This window comes from Streptomyces triticisoli (genome assembly GCF_003270085.1).
Lineage (GTDB): Bacteria > Actinomycetota > Actinomycetes > Streptomycetales > Streptomycetaceae > Streptomyces > Streptomyces triticisoli.
Map to the genome: position 1 here is coordinate 1 of NZ_QFDQ01000055.1, position 18,045 is coordinate 18,045.

The 18,045-nt window shown below is 72.7% G+C and carries 17 protein-coding genes; 7 read left to right on the top strand and 10 right to left on the bottom strand.

The features are described 5' to 3' along the window. Positions 1-1,604, bottom strand: a 1,604-nt coding sequence (locus tag DEP02_RS09970; protein WP_198668370.1) for a DNA repair ATPase, incomplete at its 3' end; no start/stop codon positions are given. Between the two features lie 88 nt (positions 1,605-1,692). Beyond that, a complete protein-coding gene (locus tag DEP02_RS09975; RefSeq protein ID WP_112466978.1) occupies positions 1,693-3,726 on the bottom strand; it encodes an SPFH domain-containing protein in 2,034 nt (677 codons plus the stop codon). Between the two features lie 483 nt (positions 3,727-4,209). Here DEP02_RS09975 and DEP02_RS09980 point away from each other — a divergent pair, with 483 nt between their 5' ends. After that, complete coding sequence (locus DEP02_RS09980) at positions 4,210-5,127, top strand: NAD(P)-dependent oxidoreductase (protein ID WP_112466979.1); 918 nt, start codon at positions 4,210-4,212, stop codon at positions 5,125-5,127. A 22-nt stretch (positions 5,128-5,149) separates the two neighbouring features. Here DEP02_RS09980 and DEP02_RS09985 read toward each other — a convergent pair whose 3' ends face one another. From DEP02_RS09985 to DEP02_RS10010, 6 genes are all read right to left on the bottom strand, one after another. Next, positions 5,150-5,515 (bottom strand): hypothetical protein, encoded by a 366-nt coding sequence (locus tag DEP02_RS09985; protein WP_112466980.1) that lies wholly within the window; start codon positions 5,513-5,515, stop codon positions 5,150-5,152. 223 nt (positions 5,516-5,738) lie between these two features. Then, positions 5,739-6,071, bottom strand: coding sequence for a TraR/DksA family transcriptional regulator (locus DEP02_RS09990; RefSeq protein WP_112466981.1), 333 nt, complete (start codon positions 6,069-6,071; stop codon positions 5,739-5,741). Positions 6,072-6,235: 164 nt separating this feature from the next. Beyond that, the gene (gene secD, locus DEP02_RS09995; RefSeq protein ID WP_438947743.1) at positions 6,236-8,506 is read right to left on the bottom strand and encodes a protein translocase subunit SecD; all 2,271 of its coding nucleotides are present in this window, start codon (positions 8,504-8,506) and stop codon (positions 6,236-6,238) included. Between the two features lie 105 nt (positions 8,507-8,611). Further along, on the bottom strand, positions 8,612-9,103 hold the full coding sequence (locus DEP02_RS10000; protein WP_112466983.1) for a hypothetical protein: 492 nt from the start codon (positions 9,101-9,103) through the stop codon (positions 8,612-8,614). A gap of 68 nt (positions 9,104-9,171) precedes the next feature. Further along, positions 9,172-9,831: a response regulator gene (locus DEP02_RS10005; RefSeq protein ID WP_112466984.1), complete on the bottom strand. Its 660-nt coding sequence runs from the start codon at positions 9,829-9,831 to the stop codon at positions 9,172-9,174. Positions 9,832-9,833: 2 nt separating this feature from the next. Continuing rightward, positions 9,834-10,787, bottom strand: a complete 954-nt coding sequence (locus DEP02_RS10010) for a HAMP domain-containing sensor histidine kinase (protein WP_198668371.1) — start codon at positions 10,785-10,787, stop codon at positions 9,834-9,836. Between the two features lie 397 nt (positions 10,788-11,184). On the opposite strand from DEP02_RS10010, the gene DEP02_RS10015 reads away from it, so the two are divergent. The 5 genes from DEP02_RS10015 (at position 11,185) to DEP02_RS10035 (ending at position 14,501) form a co-directional block, all read left to right on the top strand. After that, positions 11,185-11,511, top strand: coding sequence for a TraR/DksA family transcriptional regulator (locus tag DEP02_RS10015; RefSeq protein ID WP_112466985.1), 327 nt, complete (start codon positions 11,185-11,187; stop codon positions 11,509-11,511). Between the two features lie 67 nt (positions 11,512-11,578). Next, positions 11,579-11,953: a TraR/DksA family transcriptional regulator gene (locus tag DEP02_RS10020; RefSeq protein WP_112466986.1), complete on the top strand. Its 375-nt coding sequence runs from the start codon at positions 11,579-11,581 to the stop codon at positions 11,951-11,953. Positions 11,954-11,955: 2 nt separating this feature from the next. Continuing rightward, entirely contained in the window at positions 11,956-12,777 is an 822-nt protein-coding gene (locus tag DEP02_RS10025; RefSeq protein WP_112467032.1) for a rod shape-determining protein, read from the top strand. A 41-nt stretch (positions 12,778-12,818) separates the two neighbouring features. Then, the gene (locus DEP02_RS10030; RefSeq protein ID WP_112466987.1) at positions 12,819-13,472 is read left to right on the top strand and encodes an Rv1733c family protein; all 654 of its coding nucleotides are present in this window, start codon (positions 12,819-12,821) and stop codon (positions 13,470-13,472) included. A 261-nt stretch (positions 13,473-13,733) separates the two neighbouring features. Then, positions 13,734-14,501 (top strand): DUF4142 domain-containing protein, encoded by a 768-nt coding sequence (locus DEP02_RS10035; protein WP_112466988.1) that lies wholly within the window; start codon positions 13,734-13,736, stop codon positions 14,499-14,501. 197 nt (positions 14,502-14,698) lie between these two features. Here DEP02_RS10035 and DEP02_RS10040 read toward each other — a convergent pair whose 3' ends face one another. Then, positions 14,699-15,673, bottom strand: coding sequence for a nucleoside hydrolase (locus DEP02_RS10040; RefSeq protein WP_232839045.1), 975 nt, complete (start codon positions 15,671-15,673; stop codon positions 14,699-14,701). Between the two features lie 408 nt (positions 15,674-16,081). On the opposite strand from DEP02_RS10040, the gene DEP02_RS10045 reads away from it, so the two are divergent. Beyond that, on the top strand, positions 16,082-16,849 hold the full coding sequence (locus tag DEP02_RS10045) for a hypothetical protein (RefSeq protein ID WP_112466990.1): 768 nt from the start codon (positions 16,082-16,084) through the stop codon (positions 16,847-16,849). Between the two features lie 362 nt (positions 16,850-17,211). Here DEP02_RS10045 and DEP02_RS10050 read toward each other — a convergent pair whose 3' ends face one another. Further along, positions 17,212-17,985: a GAF and ANTAR domain-containing protein gene (locus DEP02_RS10050; protein WP_438947744.1), complete on the bottom strand. Its 774-nt coding sequence runs from the start codon at positions 17,983-17,985 to the stop codon at positions 17,212-17,214. Positions 17,986-18,045: the final 60 nt, after the last annotated feature.

Below are 18,045 nucleotides of genomic sequence, written 5' to 3' on the forward strand. Positions count from 1 at the left end.
CCGCGCGGGGCCTCGCCGCGCAGCCGGCGCACCACCGCGGCGAGCCGTTCGGCGGCGGCCTCGAGCGCGTCGGCGGCCCGCCGGGTCAGCGCCCGTACGGTGCGGAACTCCTCCAGCACCTGCTCGGCGGTGGCCCGTACGGCGTCCAGCGGGGTGCGCAGGTCGCCCAGGTCCTCCTCACCGAGCCAGTGGTGGCTGTCGAGGGCGCGCACACAGGCGGCGGCCAGCGCCTCGTACACCTCGACGGTCGGCGTGGTCCCGTCGACGGCGCGGCTGATGGACAGGCAGTCGGAGATGCCGCGTACGAGGTCGGCATTGCCGACCCGGCCGAGGGGGCCGGTGCCGGTCGTGGCGGCGTGGGTGTCGGAGACGTAGGGGGAGGACCACAGCTGGAGCGGGTGCACGCGGCCCGGCTCGGCGGGGCCCGCCGAGGGGTCGGTGCGCAGCGCCGTCAGCGTGCCGTCGTCGAACAGGGCCCAGCCCTGGCAGGACAGCGGGGTGGCGACCTCCTCGCGGATGGTGTTGTACGACAGCAGCAGGCTGCGTCCCTCCGCGCGCGCGTGGAAGGCGTACAGCACGTCCTCGCCGTACGGCGAGCGCACCTCGCGCTCGAACTCCAGGCCGGAGGTGTCCCGTTCGTACGTCTTGTGGGCGCCGGTGGCCAGGCAGTAGCCGCCGGGGAACACGATGCCCTGGTCGTCGGGCAGGCGGCGGCAGGCCTGCCCGATGCCGTCGAGGCGGAGGACCGTCCTGGTGAGGGTGTTGAAGACCAGGTGGCGGTGGGTCTCCTCCTTGTAGGGGCGGATCCTCAGCAGGATCAGCGCGCCCACGCGCGCGTGCGCGATGTCGGCGTCGGCCAGGGACTGCAGGGGCTCGTCGACCGGTTCGCTGTGGATGCCCTCGCCGGTCTCGGTGTCGTTCTCGGTCTTGAGGGTGAGGCTGCCGCCGACGGTGGAGACGTAGACCTCGCCGCACACCGAGACGTGCGGGTGCCGGCCCAGCACGTGGTCCTCGCGGCCCGCCCCGGTCCACTCGAAGTCGTGGGAGGGCGGCAGCACGTGGTCGCGCTCGCCGCGCGCGTCCAGGAACTCCGCCCGGCCGTCGGCGGTGAGCGTCCAGCGCAGCACCCGGATGTCGTCGGCCTTCTCGCCGGTGCGGAACACGGCCAGCAGCCGGCCGTCGACGTGGCGCAGGCTCAGCAGGCGGGTCTGCCGGTAGTAGCGGTGCAGGGCCGCGAACTCCCGTACGAAGGCGGGGTCGTCGAGGAGTCCGGGCACCGCGCCCTCGGGCAGCCGGTTCAACTCCCGGTCGTGCAGGGCGAGGACATCGCCCACCTCGGGCTCGGGGCGGGTGCCGTTGTAGCCGAACAGCAGGTGGTCGCCGACGGCGACGACGTCCCGGGGCACGCTGGGGTGCTCGGTGTGCAGCCGGCCGGTGCCGGTGAGTTCCAGGCGCGTGGCCCCGAACTCCTCGGCCCGGCGGGCGTTGAGGAGTTCGGCGCCGCGGGCGAGTTCGGCGGCCTGCGCGGTGAGCCGGTCGCGCAGTACCTCGTACGTTCCGGTGTCCACGGAGTCGTACGAACCCGTCTCCAGGGCGGTTGCCATGGGTGCTGCGTCCCTTTCACGAGGAGATGCGGGTCCCGGGCCGCCGTCTCCAGTACGGCGTCCCGGGACCCCGCCGGTCGACAGGCTCTCAGGCCCTGACGGTGCCGTTGAGGGCGGTGAGCGGGGTGTCGGCCAGACCCAGCTCGCCCGCGCGGTCGAGGAGTTGCTGCAGCTGCCCGGCGTTGCTGCCGCCGGACTTCATCAGCTTCATCAGCAGCGCGGAGACGGTCAGGTTCTGCACGTCGGCCGTGGAGACGGAGCCGAGGATCCGGCCCAGGTCGTCCGGCAGGCTCGCCGAGCCGTCCAGGTAGGGCTTGACCAGTGCCTGCGCCGTGCTGGAGTGCTCGACGAACCCGTCGACGCCCTTGCCGAACGAGACCGCGGACACCAGCCGGTCGAAGAAGACCGACTCGCCGCCGACGATGTCGATGTCGGCGTTCTCCAGGCCGGTCGCCAGCACCGTGGCCTGTGCCTCGGCGATCTGCCGCTGGGCCTCCAGCCCGGCCAGCCGGATCTCCTTCTCCGCCTGCAGTCGCAGCCGGTACTCCTCGTGCTCGCGGGACGCCTCGTCCAGGGCGGCCATCGCCGCCGCCTTCTCGGTCAGGCCTTCCGCCTCGGCCTTCAGCTTCTCGCCGATCGCCGCGGCCTCGGCCAGAGCCTTGGCCTGGGCACCCTCCGCCTCCGCGCGCAGCCGGGCCTGCAGTGCCTCGGCCTCGGCGCGGCCGGCCTTCTCGATGACCTCGGCCTCCTGCCCGCGGACCTTCACGGCGGCCAGCCCCTCGGCGGCGGCCTCGGCCTGGATGGCCTCGGCCAGGCGCAGCTTGGCGCGGGCGTCCAGGTCGGCGGTCTTCAACCGGGCCTCGGCCAGGGTGAGTTCCTCGGCCGCGCGGTGGGCGGCGGCCTGCTCGGCGGCTTCGGCGGCCTTGATGTCCTTGACCAGCTTCTCCTGCGCCTCGGCCTCGGCAGCGATGATGACGGCCTGGCGCTCGCGCTCCGCCTCCTCCACGGCGCGCAGCTTCTTGATGGACTCCTCCTGCTCGGCGACCGTACGGTCCACCGCGACCCGCTCGCGCACGACCTCGGCGATCTCCCGCTTCTCCGCCTCGACCTCCTTGTCGGCGGCGATCCGGGTCAGCTGGGTCTCCCGCTCACGGGCGATGGCCTCCAGGAGACGGTCCTTCTCGATGCGCTCGTTCTCGATGGCGATGACCCGCTCGCGGTTCTTCGCGGCGACGGCGACCTCGCGGGCCTGGTTCTCGCGCTGGACGCCGAGCTGCTCCTCGGTGCGCAGGAAGGCGCTCTGCGCGCGCAGCCGCTCCTCCTCCACCACGCGGGCGGTCTCGGCCTCCTCACGGGCGCGGGCGGTCTCGATCTCCCGCTTCTGCTTGATCTCGGCGTCCACCTGCCGGCGCTCCAGCTCCAGGATGGCCTCGCGCGCGTCGACGTTCTGCCGGGTGATCTCCTTCTCCTCGGTGCGCTGCGCCTCGTTGGTGCGCACGTGCTCCACGGCGGTCAGCTCGGTGATCTTGCGGATGCCCTGGGCGTCGAGGACGTTGCCGGGGTCGAGCTGGTTCAGCGGCGTCTGCTCCAGGTAGTCGATCGCCGCGTCCTCGAGGTGGTAGCCGTTCAGGTCGACACCGATGACCTCGATGATCCGGTACCGCAGCTCCTCGCGCTTGGTGTAGAGGTCGGTGAAGTCCATCTGCTTGCCGACGGTCTTCAGCGCCTCGGAGAACTTGGCGTGGAACAGCTCCTGCAGCGTGTCCCGGTCGCTGGCGCGGGCGGTGCCGACGGCCTGGGCGACCTTGACGACGTCCTGGACGGTCTTGTTGACCCGGACGAAGAACGTGATGCGGATGTCGGCGCGGATGTTGTCCTGGCAGATGAGCCCCTCGCGGCCGGTGCGCGTGATCTCGATGGCCTTCACCGAGATGTCCATCACCTCGGCCTTGTGCAGCACCGGCAGGACGATCTGCCCGGTGAAGGTCACGTCGACCTTGCGCATCTTGGAGACGATCAGGGCCTTGCCCTGTTCCACCTTCCGGAACAGCCGGGAGAAGGTGAACAGCACGAGCAGAGCGAGGATCAGGCAGGCCGCGGCGAGTGCGCCGATGACATCCATGGCATACGTCCTTGATGTGAGGGACGGTGAGTAAGGGCGAGCCCGGGGTGGCCGGGGCCGGGACCCTGCGATGGCCGGCGCGGTGTACGGGCGCCGGGCGAGCGGGGGGTGCGCCGCGGAGTGTTCCCCCTCGTTCAGCCTGCGGCACACCGGATGGCGGACATTCCCCCTGCCGGTTCCAGGCCGGGCACCTGCCGGTGTCCGGCACCGGAACCGTCCGCGGTGCTCCCCGTACCGCATTCTGTCATTAGGTTCACTGCGCACGCATTGCCTGTTTCCGGCAATGTTCGGCAGGTCTTCCATGCCGGATGATGACGGGGCCCCGTCAAACATGGGGCGGCCGGTGATGTGAGGATCACGGCTTCGTCCCCGCCTCCGGCCGGGGAGGGGTACCCGCACCGTACGTCACCCGCGCGGGCGCCGGGCACGGAGCCCGCGCGACACCCGCCGCAGGGATCAGCGCTGATCAGGAAGGTGGACAACATGACCGACACCCGTACCGTGGCCGTCCTGGGCACCGGGATCATGGGCGCCGCGATGGCCCGCAACCTCGTGCGCGCCGGACACACCGTCCGGGTCTGGAACCGCACCCGCGCCAAGGCCGAGCCGCTGGCCTCCGACGGCGCCGAGGTCGCCGGGACCCCCGCCGAGGCGGTGCGCGACGCCGACGTGGTCCTGACGATGCTCCACGACGGCGGCACGGTCCTGGACGTCATGCGCGAGGCCGCCCCCGCGCTGCGCCGGGGCGCCGCGTGGGCGCAGTCGACCACGGTGGGACTGGAGTCGGTCACCGAACTGGCCGCCCTCGCCGGCGAGCACGGCCTGGTCCTCTACGATGCGCCCGTGCTGGGCACCAAGCAGCCGGCCGAGGCCGGGCAGCTGACCGTGCTGGCGGCGGGACCGGTCGAGGGCCGGCCGGCGGTGACGCCGGTGTTCGAGGCGGTCGGCGCCCGTACGGTGTGGACCGGCGAGGACGCCGCGGCGGCCACCGCCACGCGGCTGAAGCTGGTGACCAACAGCTGGGTCGTCGCGGTCACCGCCGCGACCGGCGAGACGCTGGCCCTGGCCAAGGGGCTCGGTGTGGACCCGCGGGACTTCTTCGACCTCATCGCGGGCGGCCCGCTCGACATGGGCTACCTGCACGCCAAGGCCGGCGTCATCCTGGAGGAGAGGTTCCTCCCGCCGAGCTTCGCGGTGACCACCGCGGAGAAGGACGCCCGTCTGATCGTCCGGGCCGGCGAGCTCCACGGCGTCCGCCTCGACGTGGCCGCCGCGAGCGCCGAGCGCTTCGCCCGCGCCGCCGCCCGGGGGCACGGGGAGGAGGACATGGCAGCGGCGTACTTCGCGAGCTTCACCGACCGCGACCCGGCCGGGGCGGGCCCCGGGCAGGCGGAGCCGTGACGGTGGCGTGGGGCGCCGGGGGTCAGGCGCGGTCGGTGAGTTCGTCGGCGTACACCTGGGACAGCGGCTGAGGACCCACGTACTGCTGGCAGTTGCACTCGCCCGGCTCGAAGCGCAGGGGTTTCTTGTTCTCGTCCCAGGCGGTCGGGACCTCGACGCGCTCGTGGCAGCGGCCGTTCCTGTCGTGCTTGGCCAGGTGGTGGGTGCACCCGCACACCGGCTCCGGCGGCTTGTGCGCCGCCTCCACGGCCAGCCGCTCCGCCTTCGCCGCCTCCATCAGCTCCAGCTTCCGCTCGTGCCGGTTGCGCAGCGCGGTGCGGACGGTGTCGGCGAACCAGGCGAAACCGCCCGTCCAGAACAGGATCACCACCCACCAGATCCAGCGCATCGTCGGCTCCCCCTCCCTCTGATGAGTTCAGGGTAAGTGGTGGTGGGCCGGGCGTCGTCACCCGGGACACGAGCGGACGGCCCCGCCCCGGCCACCGGAACCACTCCCGCCCGGGCGCCCGCCGGCGTGGACGGGCGTCCGCCGGAGGGCACGTCTCCTCCCTGTTGCCCCGCACCGCCGCACCGCGGCTCGGTTCGAGGAGCCGCGTGGAGGGGGCCGCCGGTCAGCCGGCGCGCTGCTGGCAGGGCACGCAGCAGCGGGCGTACGGCAGGATCTCCAGCCGTTCCACCGGGATGGGCTCGGCGCAGTCCTCGCAGCTTCCGTACGAGCCGTCGTCCAGCCGTCCGAAGGCGGCCTCGATGTCCTTCAGCGCCCGCTTCAGGGCGGTCTTCTGCGCGCTCAGGAGGTCGTCGGCCTCCTGACCGCCGTTGGCGCTCTCCTCGATGGCCCGCATCTGTGCGAGGCGGGAGTTGCGCTCGTGTTCCAGGCGCTGCCGGGCCTCGTGCGCGCTCATGCGCTCGGCCGCGGAGTCACTGCGGGTGGTCTCCAACGACATCGGCGATACGGTCCCTTCTGGCAAGAGCCGGTGACGAGGGGGGCCGCGGTGACGCGGCCCCCCTCCTGCCCTTCCAGACTGGCCCGGTACAAAAGCCGCGGCCATCGGTCGCAGCACCCATTTCCGGCGGGCGGCGGGGTGCACCGCCCACCGGAACGGCCGAATCAGACCTGCGCGCCCTGTGCGGGACGGCGGGCCGCCGGCTTGCGGCGCTGCGGTCGGCTCGGGGTGCTCCCCCGCCGGTTGCTGAACTCGATGGCGAGCGGGGTCGCGGTGAGCACCGAGGAGTAGGTGCCGACCACCAGGCCGATGAGCAGCGCGAGCGCGAAGTCGGTCAGCGAGTCCCCGCCGAACACCGCCAGGGTGGCGAGGATCAGCAGGGCGCCCATGCCCGTGTTGACGGTGCGGGGCACGGTCTGCAGGATCGCCTTGTTGCAGACCTCGGGCAGGGGCGCCTTGCGGTTCCGCCGGACCAGCTCCCGGATGCGGTCGAAGACGACGACCGAGTCGTTGACGGAGTAGCCGATGACGGTGAGCAGGGACGCCAGGAACACGCCGTCGATGGGCTTGCCCAGCCACGCGAAGACGCCGACGAGGATGAGCACGTCGTGCGCGAGCGTGACGACCGCGGCGGAGCCGAACAGCCAGCGGAAGCGGGCGGCGAGGTACAGCAGCTGGGCGCCGAGGGCCACGGAGAGAGCGATGAGGGCGTTGCGGCGCAGCTCCTCGCCGATGCTCGGGCCGATCAGCTCGTCACGGACCTTCTCCGTCTCGCCACCGAGGGTGCCGATGGTGTCGGCGACCTTGGACGCCTCGGCGTTGGTCAGCTGCTCGGTGCGCACGGACAGTCCGTTGTCGCCGGAGGACTGCACGACCATGCCGGGGAACCCGGCGTCGGCGAGGGCGGTGCGGGCCCGTTCGGGGTCCACGGGGGTGCTGGTGCTGTACTCGATCATCCGGCCGCCGGTGAACTCCAGACCGAAGTTCAGGCCCCGGACCGCGATGCCCGTACCGGCGAGCACGAGCACGACCGCGGAGACGGCCAGCCAGCGGCGCGGGCTCTTCATCAGCTGCGGGTCGCGCCGCACGAGAAAGTCGCGCACCCGGCCGGTGGTCGCCAGGCCCGTGAACAGCGGGCGGCGGCGCACCGACCGGCGGGACACGGCGAACTCGGCGAGCACCCGGGTGATCACCAGGGCGCTGATCATCGAGGCGATGACACCGATGGCGAGGGTGACGGCGAAGCCGCGCACCGGGCCGGTGGACAGGAAGAACAGCAGTCCGGCCGCGATCAGCGTGGTGATGTTGGAGTCGGCGATCGCGCTGAAGGCGTTGCGGAAGCCGGCGGTGAGGGCCGAGCGCGTGCTGGGCCGGTGCATGCCGGCGTACTCCTCCCGGGCGCGTTCGAAGACGAGCACGTTGGCGTCCACGGCCATGCCGATCGCCAGCACGAAACCGGCCAGGCCCGGCAGGGTCAGGGTGGCGCCGAGGCCGGCCAGGGCGGCGTAGGAGATCACGCCGTAGCAGACCAGGGCCACGGTCGCGAGGAAGCCGGTGAGCCGGTAGACGGTGATGATGAACAGCGCGGTCAACGCGGTGCCGATCACCGCGGCCCAGGCGGTGGCCTCGATGGCGTCGGCGCCCAGGGTCGGGCCGACGGTGTGCTGTTCGACCGTCTCGACCGGCACGGGCAGGGCACCGCCGCTGATCAGCAGGGCCAGCTCGCGGGCGTCGGCGTCGCTGAAGGAGCCGGTGATCCGCGTGGAGCCGTCCGCGATGCCCGTACCGCAGGGAACCGACGCGTCGACCTGCGGGGAGGAGATGATCCGGTCGTCGAGCACGATGGCCACCCGACGCATGGGGTCGCCCATCGGCTTGCAGGCGGCCTCACCGGTCAGCTTGGCCCAGCCGCTGCGTCCCGCCTTGTTGAAGTCGATGGTGACGTGCCAGCCGGCACCCGTCTCCTGGTCGAAGCGTGCGTCGGCGCCCTTGACGTCCTGACCGGTCATGGCGGTCTTCTGCAGGCGCAGCTTCTGCCCCGACTCGTCGGGGAGCACGAGCTCCTTCGACTGCCCGGGCTTGGACTTGGCGGGATCCTCGGTGGGGTCGGCCACGCCGAGCACCGGGTGGAAGGTCAGCTGGGCGGTACGGCCGAGCACATCGGCCGCCTTCTTCGGGTCCTGGACGCCGGGCAGCTCGACGATGATCCGGTTGTTGCCCGAGCGGACGAGGGTCGGCTCGGCCACACCGAGCGCGTCGACCCGGCCGCGGAGCACTTCCAGGGTGCGGTCGGTGGCCGCGCTGTCGGCCTTGGTGGTCGGGGTGGACTTGGTTTCCAGGACGATCTGGGTGCCGCCCCGCAGGTCGAGTCCGAGGCGGACCGGAACGGTGACGGCGATATAGACGGACAGGGCGATCACGATGAGGGCGAACAACGCCCTCACCTTGTTTGAACGAATCAACGAAAAGCCTCCGGCGGGCACACCACGACCACGGCCGACGCGGTCACGGCGGTTCGAACGGCGAACAGAACAGGAACGTCAGATGCCGCAGCCACCGGGCGGCGCCCGTCCGCCGGCCTGGATCACGTGCCCCACCGGGCACGGTACGTACCCGTGCGCCGCTGTCACGCGCCGGCTCGGGGGCGCGGCCACCACCGCCTCCTGCACGGCCGTCGCCGGCTGCGCGTGCTGGGGCGGCCGCTCCCCGTGCGTCTCCTGCCGCGTTCCGCTCTGCAGGGAGCACACGGCCCCGCACTGCTCGCCGGTCCGCGGAGCACCGCCGGGAGGGTCTCCCCGGCCGGCGTCCCCGCCCGCGTCCGCGGGGTCGGGGTGCTGCTGGGCGGGGGGCGCGGCGGGGTGGTGGTCCGCGTGCGCCGGGGCGGGCAGGGTGCCCGTGTCGCCGTCCGCGGCGGATACCTCCGTCGCGGGATGCGGGGACGGGCTGCCCGTGAAGAGGGCGAGGAGGGTGAGGAGGACCGTTGTCAGGAGGGCCAGGGGATGGCTGGGGGCGCCACGTGGAGCGTGGTGCATGCAGCGTCCCCTTCCTGTGGGCGCGGGTGTCGGACCCGGAGTGCGACCGGGGTGGTCGTGGAGCGCGGTCAGGGTTCGATCAGACCGGCGCGGATGGCGTAGCGGGTGAGGTCGAGACGGTCGCGCAGACCGAGCTTCTGCAACAGGTTGGCACGATGCCGCTGCACGGTCTTGATGCTGATGAAGAGGATCTCACCGATTTCCTTCGAGGAGTGCCCCTCGGCCACCAGTTTCAGGACCTCCTCCTCACGGGGCGTCAGGACCTGGTCCGGGGTCTCCTCGCCGTGGCGGACCCGGTCGAGGTAGTTGCGGATCAGCGCGGTCACCGCCCCGGGGTAGAGGAACGGCTCGTCGCGCATCGCGGCCCGGCAGGCGGCGACCAGGTCCTGGTCGGCGACGGACTTCAGCACGTACCCGCTGGCCCCGGCCTTCAGCGCCTGGAAGAAGTACTGCTCGTTGTCGTGCATCGTGAGCATCAGGATCCGCAGGTCCGGCTTGAGCGCCACCAGCTCGCGCGTGGCCTGCAGACCGGTCAGGCGGGGCATCGCGATGTCCAGGACCGCGAGGTCCACGTCGTGGGTGCGGGCCATCTCGATGGCCTCCGCGCCGTCACCGGCCTCGGCGACCACCTCCAGGTCCGGTTCCCGGTCGAGGATCAGCCGCACCCCCCGCCGTACCAGGGCGTGGTCGTCGGCGAGCAGGATACGGATCTTGGTCGGGTCGGACATGATCAGGGCTGCTTCCTGGGGACGGGCGCGGTCAGCCGGACCTGGGTTCCGGCCACAGGGGCGGCGGCGATGTCGAGACGGGCCCCGATGAGCAGGGCCCGCTCGCGCATGCCGCGGATGCCGGCGCCTTCGCACGCGGCCTTGATGCCACGTCCGTCGTCGGTGATGGCCAGCTCCACGGCACCGTCGGTGCGCCGCAGGCTGACCACGATCCGTTCGGCGTCCGCGTGCCGGGCCGCGTTGGTCAGGCTCTCCTGTGCGACACGGTAGAGGACAAGCTCGGTCTCCGGTTCCAGAGAGGGCAGATCGGTGGCGAAGCGCCGTACCAGCCGCAGCCCGGTGTGGGTGGCGAAATCGCTGGTCAGCGAGGTCAGCGCGGCCACCAGACCGAGGTCGTCCAGGACCCCGGGCCGCAGTCGGCGCACCAGCCGGCGGACCTCGTCCAGGCTGCCCCGGGTGATCTCCTGCGCCTGCTGCAGTTCGTCGCGCAGCGGCGGTCGGGCCTCGTCCGCGGCCCGCTTGAGCGCCAGCAGGATCGCTGTCATGCTCTGGCCCACCTCGTCGTGCAGTTCCTGCGCGATACGGCGCCGCTCGGCCTCCTGGGCGAGCAGCACCCGCGCGCTGCTCGTGGCCCGCTCGCGCTCCAGCCGGTCCAGCATCGCGTTGAACGTACGGATCAGCTCGGAGACCTCACCGCCGCCGTGCACCGGAAGCCGCTGACCGGGGCGCAGCAGGTCCACCGTGGTCATCAGCTTCGTCAGCCGGTCCAGCGGGGCCAGCCCCCACCGCAGCAGAGCGGCGTTGGCGACCAGCATGACGGCCAGGCCGACCACCAGGATGATCGCCTCGGTCAGCACCACCGGTACCGAGACGGTCACCGGGGCCCACAGCAGCAGCGCGGTGGCCACACCCAGCACCACGGCGTTGAGCCCGAAGATCCGCCAGAACAGGGACACCGGGGTTACGCCTCCTTCCGTGACGCGGTCTGCCTCCACTGTCGGGCATCGCGCACCCCGGACGAGCCGCGGCCCCCGGGATCCGTCCGACAGGACGAGCCCTGGTCCCGACCGGACCTGCCGGTCCCGACCGGGCCATCCGCCAGTGTGCCGCCGCCGACCGCCGGGGAGCGATGGGGCACGGTCCCCATTTGACCGGGCACGGCCTGCCCATGCCTCCACCGACTGGACTCCCGGACCACCCGCAAATGGGTCCTGGACCCGATGGGAAACCTCGGCCCGGTCGTCCAGGGTGGGGATGTGACCGACCTCCGTCCCCTCATGCGGACCATGCGGTCCACGCAGCCCCGCGGACCACGCGGGCTACGCAGACCATGCTGACAGAAAGGCACTGACGATGTCGCTCGACGCCGCCCGGACCGAACCCCGCCTTGAGCGCGTGGCCGCCGAGGAGGCCCGCCAGCGTCTGGAACACGCCCGCGGGACCCGGCTGGTCCAGCTGGAGGCCCTCGGTGAGACCGGGCAGACGGCGGAGGACCACCTGATGTCCTCCCAGCGGGAGGCCATCGAGCGCGTCCTGAAGGAGATCGACGAGGCGTTCGCCCGTATCGAGGACGGCACCTACGGAACCTGCCTGGACTGCGGCAAGCCGGTCCCCGCGGAGCGCCTGGAGATCCTGCCCTACACGGGTCACTGCGTCTCCTGCCGGCGCCGTACCGCCTGATCCTCTTCTCCCGCCCTGCCCTCGTCTTCCGCCCTGCCCTCGTCTCCCGCCCTGCCCAAGGGGTGAAGTGGTGAACAACCAGATCATCGGCGACCGCGACACGCGCCTGACGCCCGAGGACCTCGCCGCGCTCCGCGAGAACCTCAATGAGCAGCGGCTGTTCCGCCAGGAGCAGCTGCAGCAGTTCTCGGCCGTCGCGACATCCCGCGCGGACACGGTGCTTCAGCGGCAGGCGGCCTCGCAGGTGGAGGTCCGCGTCAAACTCGCGGCCTCCGCCCGCATGGTCCTCGCCGATGTCGAGGCCGCCCTGGCACGCATGGACGAGGGCAGCTACGGCGCCTGCCACCTGTGCCGGCGTCCCATCGAACGGGAACGTCTGACGATCGTGCCGCAGGCCCGCTACTGCGCGCGCTGCCAGCAGGTCAGGGAGGCCGGACGGTGACCATGACCCAGCGCTCGCGCGCCGCCTCCGCCGCCCCCCGGAACCGACCGTGGCCGCTGGGCCGGCAGGGCTGCGGTGTCGCCCTCGACATGGGCAGCGCCCGCACCCGCGCCTGGGTCGCCGGCCGGGGACTGGTCATCGACGTCCCCACGGTGACCTTCCCCGGCGTCGGCGCGGTCTACCCGATCCAGCGCGGCACGATCATCGACACCGAGGGCACCGCCCGGATGCTCGAGCGCCTGCTCGGCCACCGGCTGCCCCGCTTCACCCGCCCGCTGGTCGTCGTCACCGCTCCCGTGCTGGACGGCGTCGCCTACCGCAACGAGGCCCGTACGGCGGTGGAGGTGCTGCGGCCGCGCGGCGTCCTCACCATCCCCAGCGCTCGGGCCGTGGCGCTGGCCGCGGGCGCGGACATGTCGCGTCCGCTGCTCGTGGTGGACATCGGCGCGCATCTCACCGAGGTGGTGCTGCTGTCCGAGGGTGCCGTCGTCGACGCGCGCCGCACCGCGCTGGGCACCACCGACCTCGACACCGCCTCGCCGCTGCAGATCTGCGACGCGGTGGCCACCATGGTGACCGCGATGCTGCGGCAGGACCGTACGTCGCTGACCATCGACGCCCTGCGCCGGGGCGCGCTGCTGGCCGGCGGGGGCGCCCTGCGTCCCGAGATCACCTACCACCTCACCGGCAGGCTGCACGCGCCCCTCAGAGCCGTGGCGGCGCCGCACACCGCCGCCGTCCGCGGCGCCGCCACACTCCTGCGGTCCGCCCGCGACCACTCCTCGGACGAGGACTCCGCCCCCTCCGAGCCGAAGTCGTCCTAGAAAACCAGGAATCCAGGAATCCCAGGAAGGAGAGTCACACCATGTCCGGCGGCCTCCCCCAGGCACAGCCGCCCTCCGAGAACCTGCCCTCCGAAGACCCGGTCCCCGAAGAACTCCCGCGCGTCAAACTGTGGCGCCTGCGGCGCAATCCGCTGCGCCGCCCCACCGACCTGCTGCAGGCGTGGCTCGGTCTCGGCCTGCTGCTGGTCGTGCTGGCCGCCGTGCCCGCGGCCATGTTCCTCGTCGGCGACGCGGCCTTCCGACACTACGCCCGGACCGCCGACCACCAGGAACAGACGCGGTGGCTGACCACCGCGGTGCTCGTCCACGACGCCCCCCGCCACCCCGAGCCGGGCTCGGAGGAGGCGAAGCAGACCCGCTACCCGGTCCAGGTGCGCTTCACCGACCCGGGCGGCCATACCCGCACCGCGCAGGCCGACGTCCATCCCGGCCTGTCCGCCGGCAGCGGCGTCGACGTGTGGGCGGACACGGACGGGCGGATCACCGAGCCGCCCATGACCGACGACCAGATCCGCAGCCGCAGCATGGGCTGGGCGATCATCGCCGCCCTGACCGTCTGCGCCGTCGGCGCGGCCACGTACGGGCTCACCGCCCTGATACTGCGCCGCCGCAACCTCTCCGCCTGGGCCGCGGCCTGGTCCCGCACGGCCCCCCGCTGGACGGCGCCCCGGTAGCCACGCGGCGCCACTGAGGCAGCCGGGCGCGCCGAGGCGCGTGCCTGGCGGCGGGCGCCCGGCGCCGACGGAACACGGCGAGCGAGGACCCCACCGACGAGTGACAAGCGTCACATCACTGACGGCGGGTTTTTACCAAATCAAAAGATTCTTTACGCTTCCCCGCACGTATCAGTGGGTGTTCGAACCGCCTCCGGGCGGATCCACGACCGCGTTGGAGGCACGGTGCGCTTTTCGCGGAACGCGACGGGAACTCTCTTCGTGGGCGGTGCCCTCAGCCTGACCCTGGCCGCACTCGCCTACCCGGCCATGCTCGGTCTGGACAAGGTCTCCAGCGACGGCGACCGGATCATCGCCCAGACGGAGTGGGGGCCGCTGACGGAGTCGGACCGGGACTTCGTGGTCAAGGTGCGCGCGGCCGGACTGTGGGAGTACCCCCTCGGTCAGATAGCCCTGAAGAAGGGGACGACCCCGGAGGTCGTCACCGCGGGCGAGCACCTGGTCGACGGTCACGCGGCGCTGGACGCCAGCTGCCGCAGGATCGCCCCCTTGCTCAACATCACGCTGCCGAACGTGGCCAGCCCGCAGCAGGAGGGCTTCATCGTCACGATCTCGAACAAGAGCGGCAAGGATTTCGACTCCGAGCTGGCCAACACCATGCGCATGACACACGGCGCGATCTTCAACACCATCGCGAAGGTCCGCTCCACGACCAAGAACAGCCTGATCCGCGAGCTCGCCAACCAGGCCAACGACACCGTCCTCGACCACATCATGGTTCTGGAGGCCACCGGACTGGTCAACTTCGAGCAGACGCTGCACATGCAGACGAGCCCGCCGAAGCTGCCCGAATCGGACCTGACCCCGCCGCCCCCGTCCGGCCGCCAGCCCATGGTCGTGCTCACCCCGCCGCCGACCGCCACGTCGACCCCGATAGCGATCCCCGGCGAGCCGGCCCCCAGCCCGCAGACCCCCGACCCGCAGCAGGCGCCCGCCCCGCAGCAGTCCCCCAGCCCGCAGGTGGGGTGAGCCGCGGGGCGGGCGCCTGCTGGGGACGGACGCGGACATGGTCACCGAGCCCGAGCCGGGCTCCGACCCCGAACGGCGGCAGTGGTCACCTGGCGGAGACCGGAGGCGGCGGCGCGGTGCCGCCTGCGGACGGCGCGGCGGTCGTGGTCGCCGCGCGACGCCGGGCGGTGAACCGCGCCCCGTGAGACGCGCGGGCCCTACGTCCAGGGCGGGTCCAGCCCCTCCACGATGGCCAGGAACAGCTTGACGTACCGCTCGACGTCGATGTCCAACGCCACGTCCACCAGGGGCTGTTCGCGGGTCTCGCCGTGCAGTTCCGCCTCGCCCGGGCGCGGGCGGCGGTCGACGACCGTCTGCCCGCGGGCCGGGCCCGGCGCCAGGTCGACCTCCACCGGCAGCCGGTGGGTGGTCAGTCCCGCCGGGTCGGCGACCGAGCACACCGCGCCCGCGTCGCCGAGGCCGCCGTAGGGGACGTCGTTGCCGGTGGCCGGGTCGCGGTGGGACAGCAGCCGCCCGGCCAGCCGGGCGCCGGGCTCACCGCACTCGCGCAGCCGCCGTACGTCCGCCTCCGGCACCAGCACCCGCTGGAACACGTCCAGGCCGTACATCGTGGTCGGCACCCCGGCGGTGAGCAGGATCGCGGCGGCCTCCGGGTCGTGCCAGACGTTGAACTCGGCGACCGGCGTGGCGTTTCCGGTGGCCACCGCGCCGCCCATGAACACGATCCGCTCGATGTTGCGGGTCACCTCGGGGTGGGTGCGCAGCAGCAGGGCGATGTTGGTCAGGGGAGCGGTGGGGATCAGCGTGACCGGGCGGGGCGAGTCCAGGATCGCGTGGTGCATCAGCATCACCGCGTCCACCTCGGTGGGCCGCCGGGCCGGCGCGGGCAGCCCGAGGTCGCCCATGCCGTCACGGCCGTGCACGTGGTGGGCGGTGCGCAGGGGTTCGAGCAGCGGTCGCTCGGCACCCCGGGCCACGGGAACGGCGGGTGCGCCCGCCTGTTCCAGGACCGTCAGCGTGTTCCGTACCACCTGGTCCACGTCCGTGTTCCCGGCGATACAGCCGACCGCGCGCAGGTCGAGGCCCGGGTGACGGACGGCGAACAGCAGGGCGAGGGCGTCGTCGACGCCGGTGTCGCAGTCGATGACCACGGGGGTGGGCCGTGAGGTCACGAGGGCTCCTTCCGTCGGACCGGCCCCACCCCCATCGTCACTCCCACAGCCCGCTGCCGCGCGCGGCCACCCTCCCCCAAGCTCTTGAACGAGCAGGGAGACTCCCATTCCGATCCGCCGCTGCAGCTCCTCGACGGGTACGGCACCCGGGCGACGCCCGTCCCGGGGCTTGTTCGCCCAGCTCAGCCCAGCTCAGCCCAGCCCAGTTGTCAGCGCGCCGGGACACTGTCCGGCGTCGTCGTCATGGGGGACGGCTGGGCGCGCCGCATGAGCGGGGCGCCAACAGCGGGGTGCGCGTCCGCGCGAACGGTTTTCCCGGCGCCGCTCACCCGGACGGACCGGCGCGCTGGTGGGCGGGGCGGCCGGGTGGTGCGGTGAGAGAAACAGCACCCCCTCCGGAGGCCCCGTATGCCCCGTCCCCCGGCCCGTGTCCTGCCCGCCTCGGTCCTGGCCGCACTCGTCCTGCTGACCGCGGCGGCCTGCACCTCCGGGCGGTCCGGCCGGGCCGCCGAGACCGCCGCCTCCCCGTCGGTGACCCGCCCGGCCGCCCCCGCCCCCGTCTCCGTGCCTCCGACCACCGCTCTCACCCAGGAGCAGGCACAGGAGGCGCTGCTCACCGAGGCCGACCTGGGCCCGGTGTGGGCGCCCACCCAGGGGGCGGCGACCTGGCGGGACGGCGTGCTCAAGGCGCAGACCGAGGTGCCCGACTGCCAGCGCCTGCTGGACGCCCTCTACGCCGACGAACCGCTCGGCGCCCCCTCCGGAGCGCACGCGGTCGCCGCCTTCGACGACGGCGACGACGAGGCCCAGCTGCGCCACCAGGTGTTCGCGCTGCGCGCGGCGGACGCGGACCGCGCCCTGGCCTGGCTGAGAACCCTGCCGCAGACCTGTGCCCGCTTCATGGCGACGACCGTCCGGTCCGGCCTCCAGGACGTGCAGGTCACGGATCTCGCCCTCCCGGAGGTCGGCGACGCCCGCCAGGGCCTGCGCGTGACGTTCACCGGCGACCTGGCCACCCTCACCCTCGACGTGGCCGCCGTACGCCTCGGCGACGACGCCATCACCCTCACCACCGGTGCCCTCGGCACCCCGCCGGAGGACACCACCACCGAGTCCCTCCTGTTGAGCACGGACCGCCTCACAACGGTCCACCACCAGGAGCGGGCCCAGGCTTGAGGGGCCGGCGGGGAATCAGGTGGTGAGCCGGCCGACGGTCTCCTTGGCCTCCCTCAGGCCGATGCCCGTGGCCTTGCGGCAGGCCTTGACCGCCTCGATCCTCCGGCCGGCGTGAGCTTGCTCTCGGCCGGGTCGCGGCGGACGGACACCGCTCCTCGGCGGGCGGACGCCACCCGCCGGGATCCCAGGGCCTGCCCGGCGGATCATGCCGCGGACGCGGGGTCCGGCACTCCCCCGAGCTCTTCGAGCAGGGGGGACCCCACCCCCGAGCTCTTCGAGCAGGACCCCCCCCCCATCGCCCCCGCTCACCTGGGCCGAGGGCCGACCGCCGATTTCCCGTGACTTGATCCGCCGGACAGGCCCTAGTCGTGCTCGAAGCTCTTCCTGTGTGTGATCACCTCGTGTGCCACGTCGAGTGCCGTACGGCCCTGGGCGAAGGCGGAGGCGCGCAACCGTGCCAGGGCCTCCTCGGCGCCGACCCCGAGCTGGACCATGATCATGCCGATGGCCTGGTGGACCTCGTCCTGATCCGTGGTGAGACCGCTCAGCCAGCACTCTCCGCCCGCATCCTCGTCGTCCTCCCCGTGGGGCAGGGACATCAGGGCCAGTGTCATCACGCCGGCCACGAGCTGGGCGGTGTGCAGCTCCCGTTTGGTGAGCTCCTGCGGGACGTCGCCGTAGAGGTCGAGCGTGCCCACGCAGACGGCGTCGTTGCCGAGCGGGATGGAGTACACCGCCTGGACGCCGGCCTCGGCCGCCTGCTGCGCGAACACCGGCCAGCGCCGGGCGTCGCGGCCCGTGGTCAGGTCGGAGGCCAGGACGGGCGCGCCGATCTCCGCGGCGTACAGCGACGGCCCGTCGCCCAGAGTGGCCTGGATCTCGGCCATCCGGGCGGCCTCGTCGTCGCTGGCGCTCATCCGTACGGGCATGCCGTTGCCGCGCAGCGAGACGCTGGCGCCGGTCACCGGCAGCAGCCCGACCGCGAGCACGCACAGCCGGTGCGGGATCTCGGCGGGCGCCATGCCCCTGACGCCCTCGGCGATCACGTCGGCGGCGTTCACCGGCTCACGCACGCGGTCCCGCTCGCGCACGCCCTCACCGCGACGGCTCTGGAAGCCGTCGTCCCTGGGCTGCACGGCCACCGCCTCCTCACCACATCAGCGCGGCCACTGTCGTCCACGGTTCCCGGGAACAGA

Coding starts and splice junctions, on each gene's coding strand:
- DEP02_RS09985 (WP_112466980.1), bottom strand. CDS start 5,515: ATGCGCTGGATCTGGTGGGTGGTGATCCTGTTCTGGACGGGCGGTTTC.
- DEP02_RS10025 (WP_112467032.1), top strand. CDS start 11,956: ATGACCCAGCGCTCGCGCGCCGCCTCCGCCGCCCCCCGGAACCGACCG.
- DEP02_RS10005 (WP_112466984.1), bottom strand. CDS start 9,831: ATGTCCGACCCGACCAAGATCCGTATCCTGCTCGCCGACGACCACGCC.
- DEP02_RS10045 (WP_112466990.1), top strand. CDS start 16,082: ATGCCCCGTCCCCCGGCCCGTGTCCTGCCCGCCTCGGTCCTGGCCGCA.
- DEP02_RS10000 (WP_112466983.1), bottom strand. CDS start 9,103: ATGCACCACGCTCCACGTGGCGCCCCCAGCCATCCCCTGGCCCTCCTG.
- DEP02_RS10030 (WP_112466987.1), top strand. CDS start 12,819: ATGTCCGGCGGCCTCCCCCAGGCACAGCCGCCCTCCGAGAACCTGCCC.
- DEP02_RS10015 (WP_112466985.1), top strand. CDS start 11,185: ATGTCGCTCGACGCCGCCCGGACCGAACCCCGCCTTGAGCGCGTGGCC.
- DEP02_RS09990 (WP_112466981.1), bottom strand. CDS start 6,071: ATGTCGTTGGAGACCACCCGCAGTGACTCCGCGGCCGAGCGCATGAGC.
- DEP02_RS09975 (WP_112466978.1), bottom strand. CDS start 3,726: ATGGATGTCATCGGCGCACTCGCCGCGGCCTGCCTGATCCTCGCTCTG.
- DEP02_RS09980 (WP_112466979.1), top strand. CDS start 4,210: ATGACCGACACCCGTACCGTGGCCGTCCTGGGCACCGGGATCATGGGC.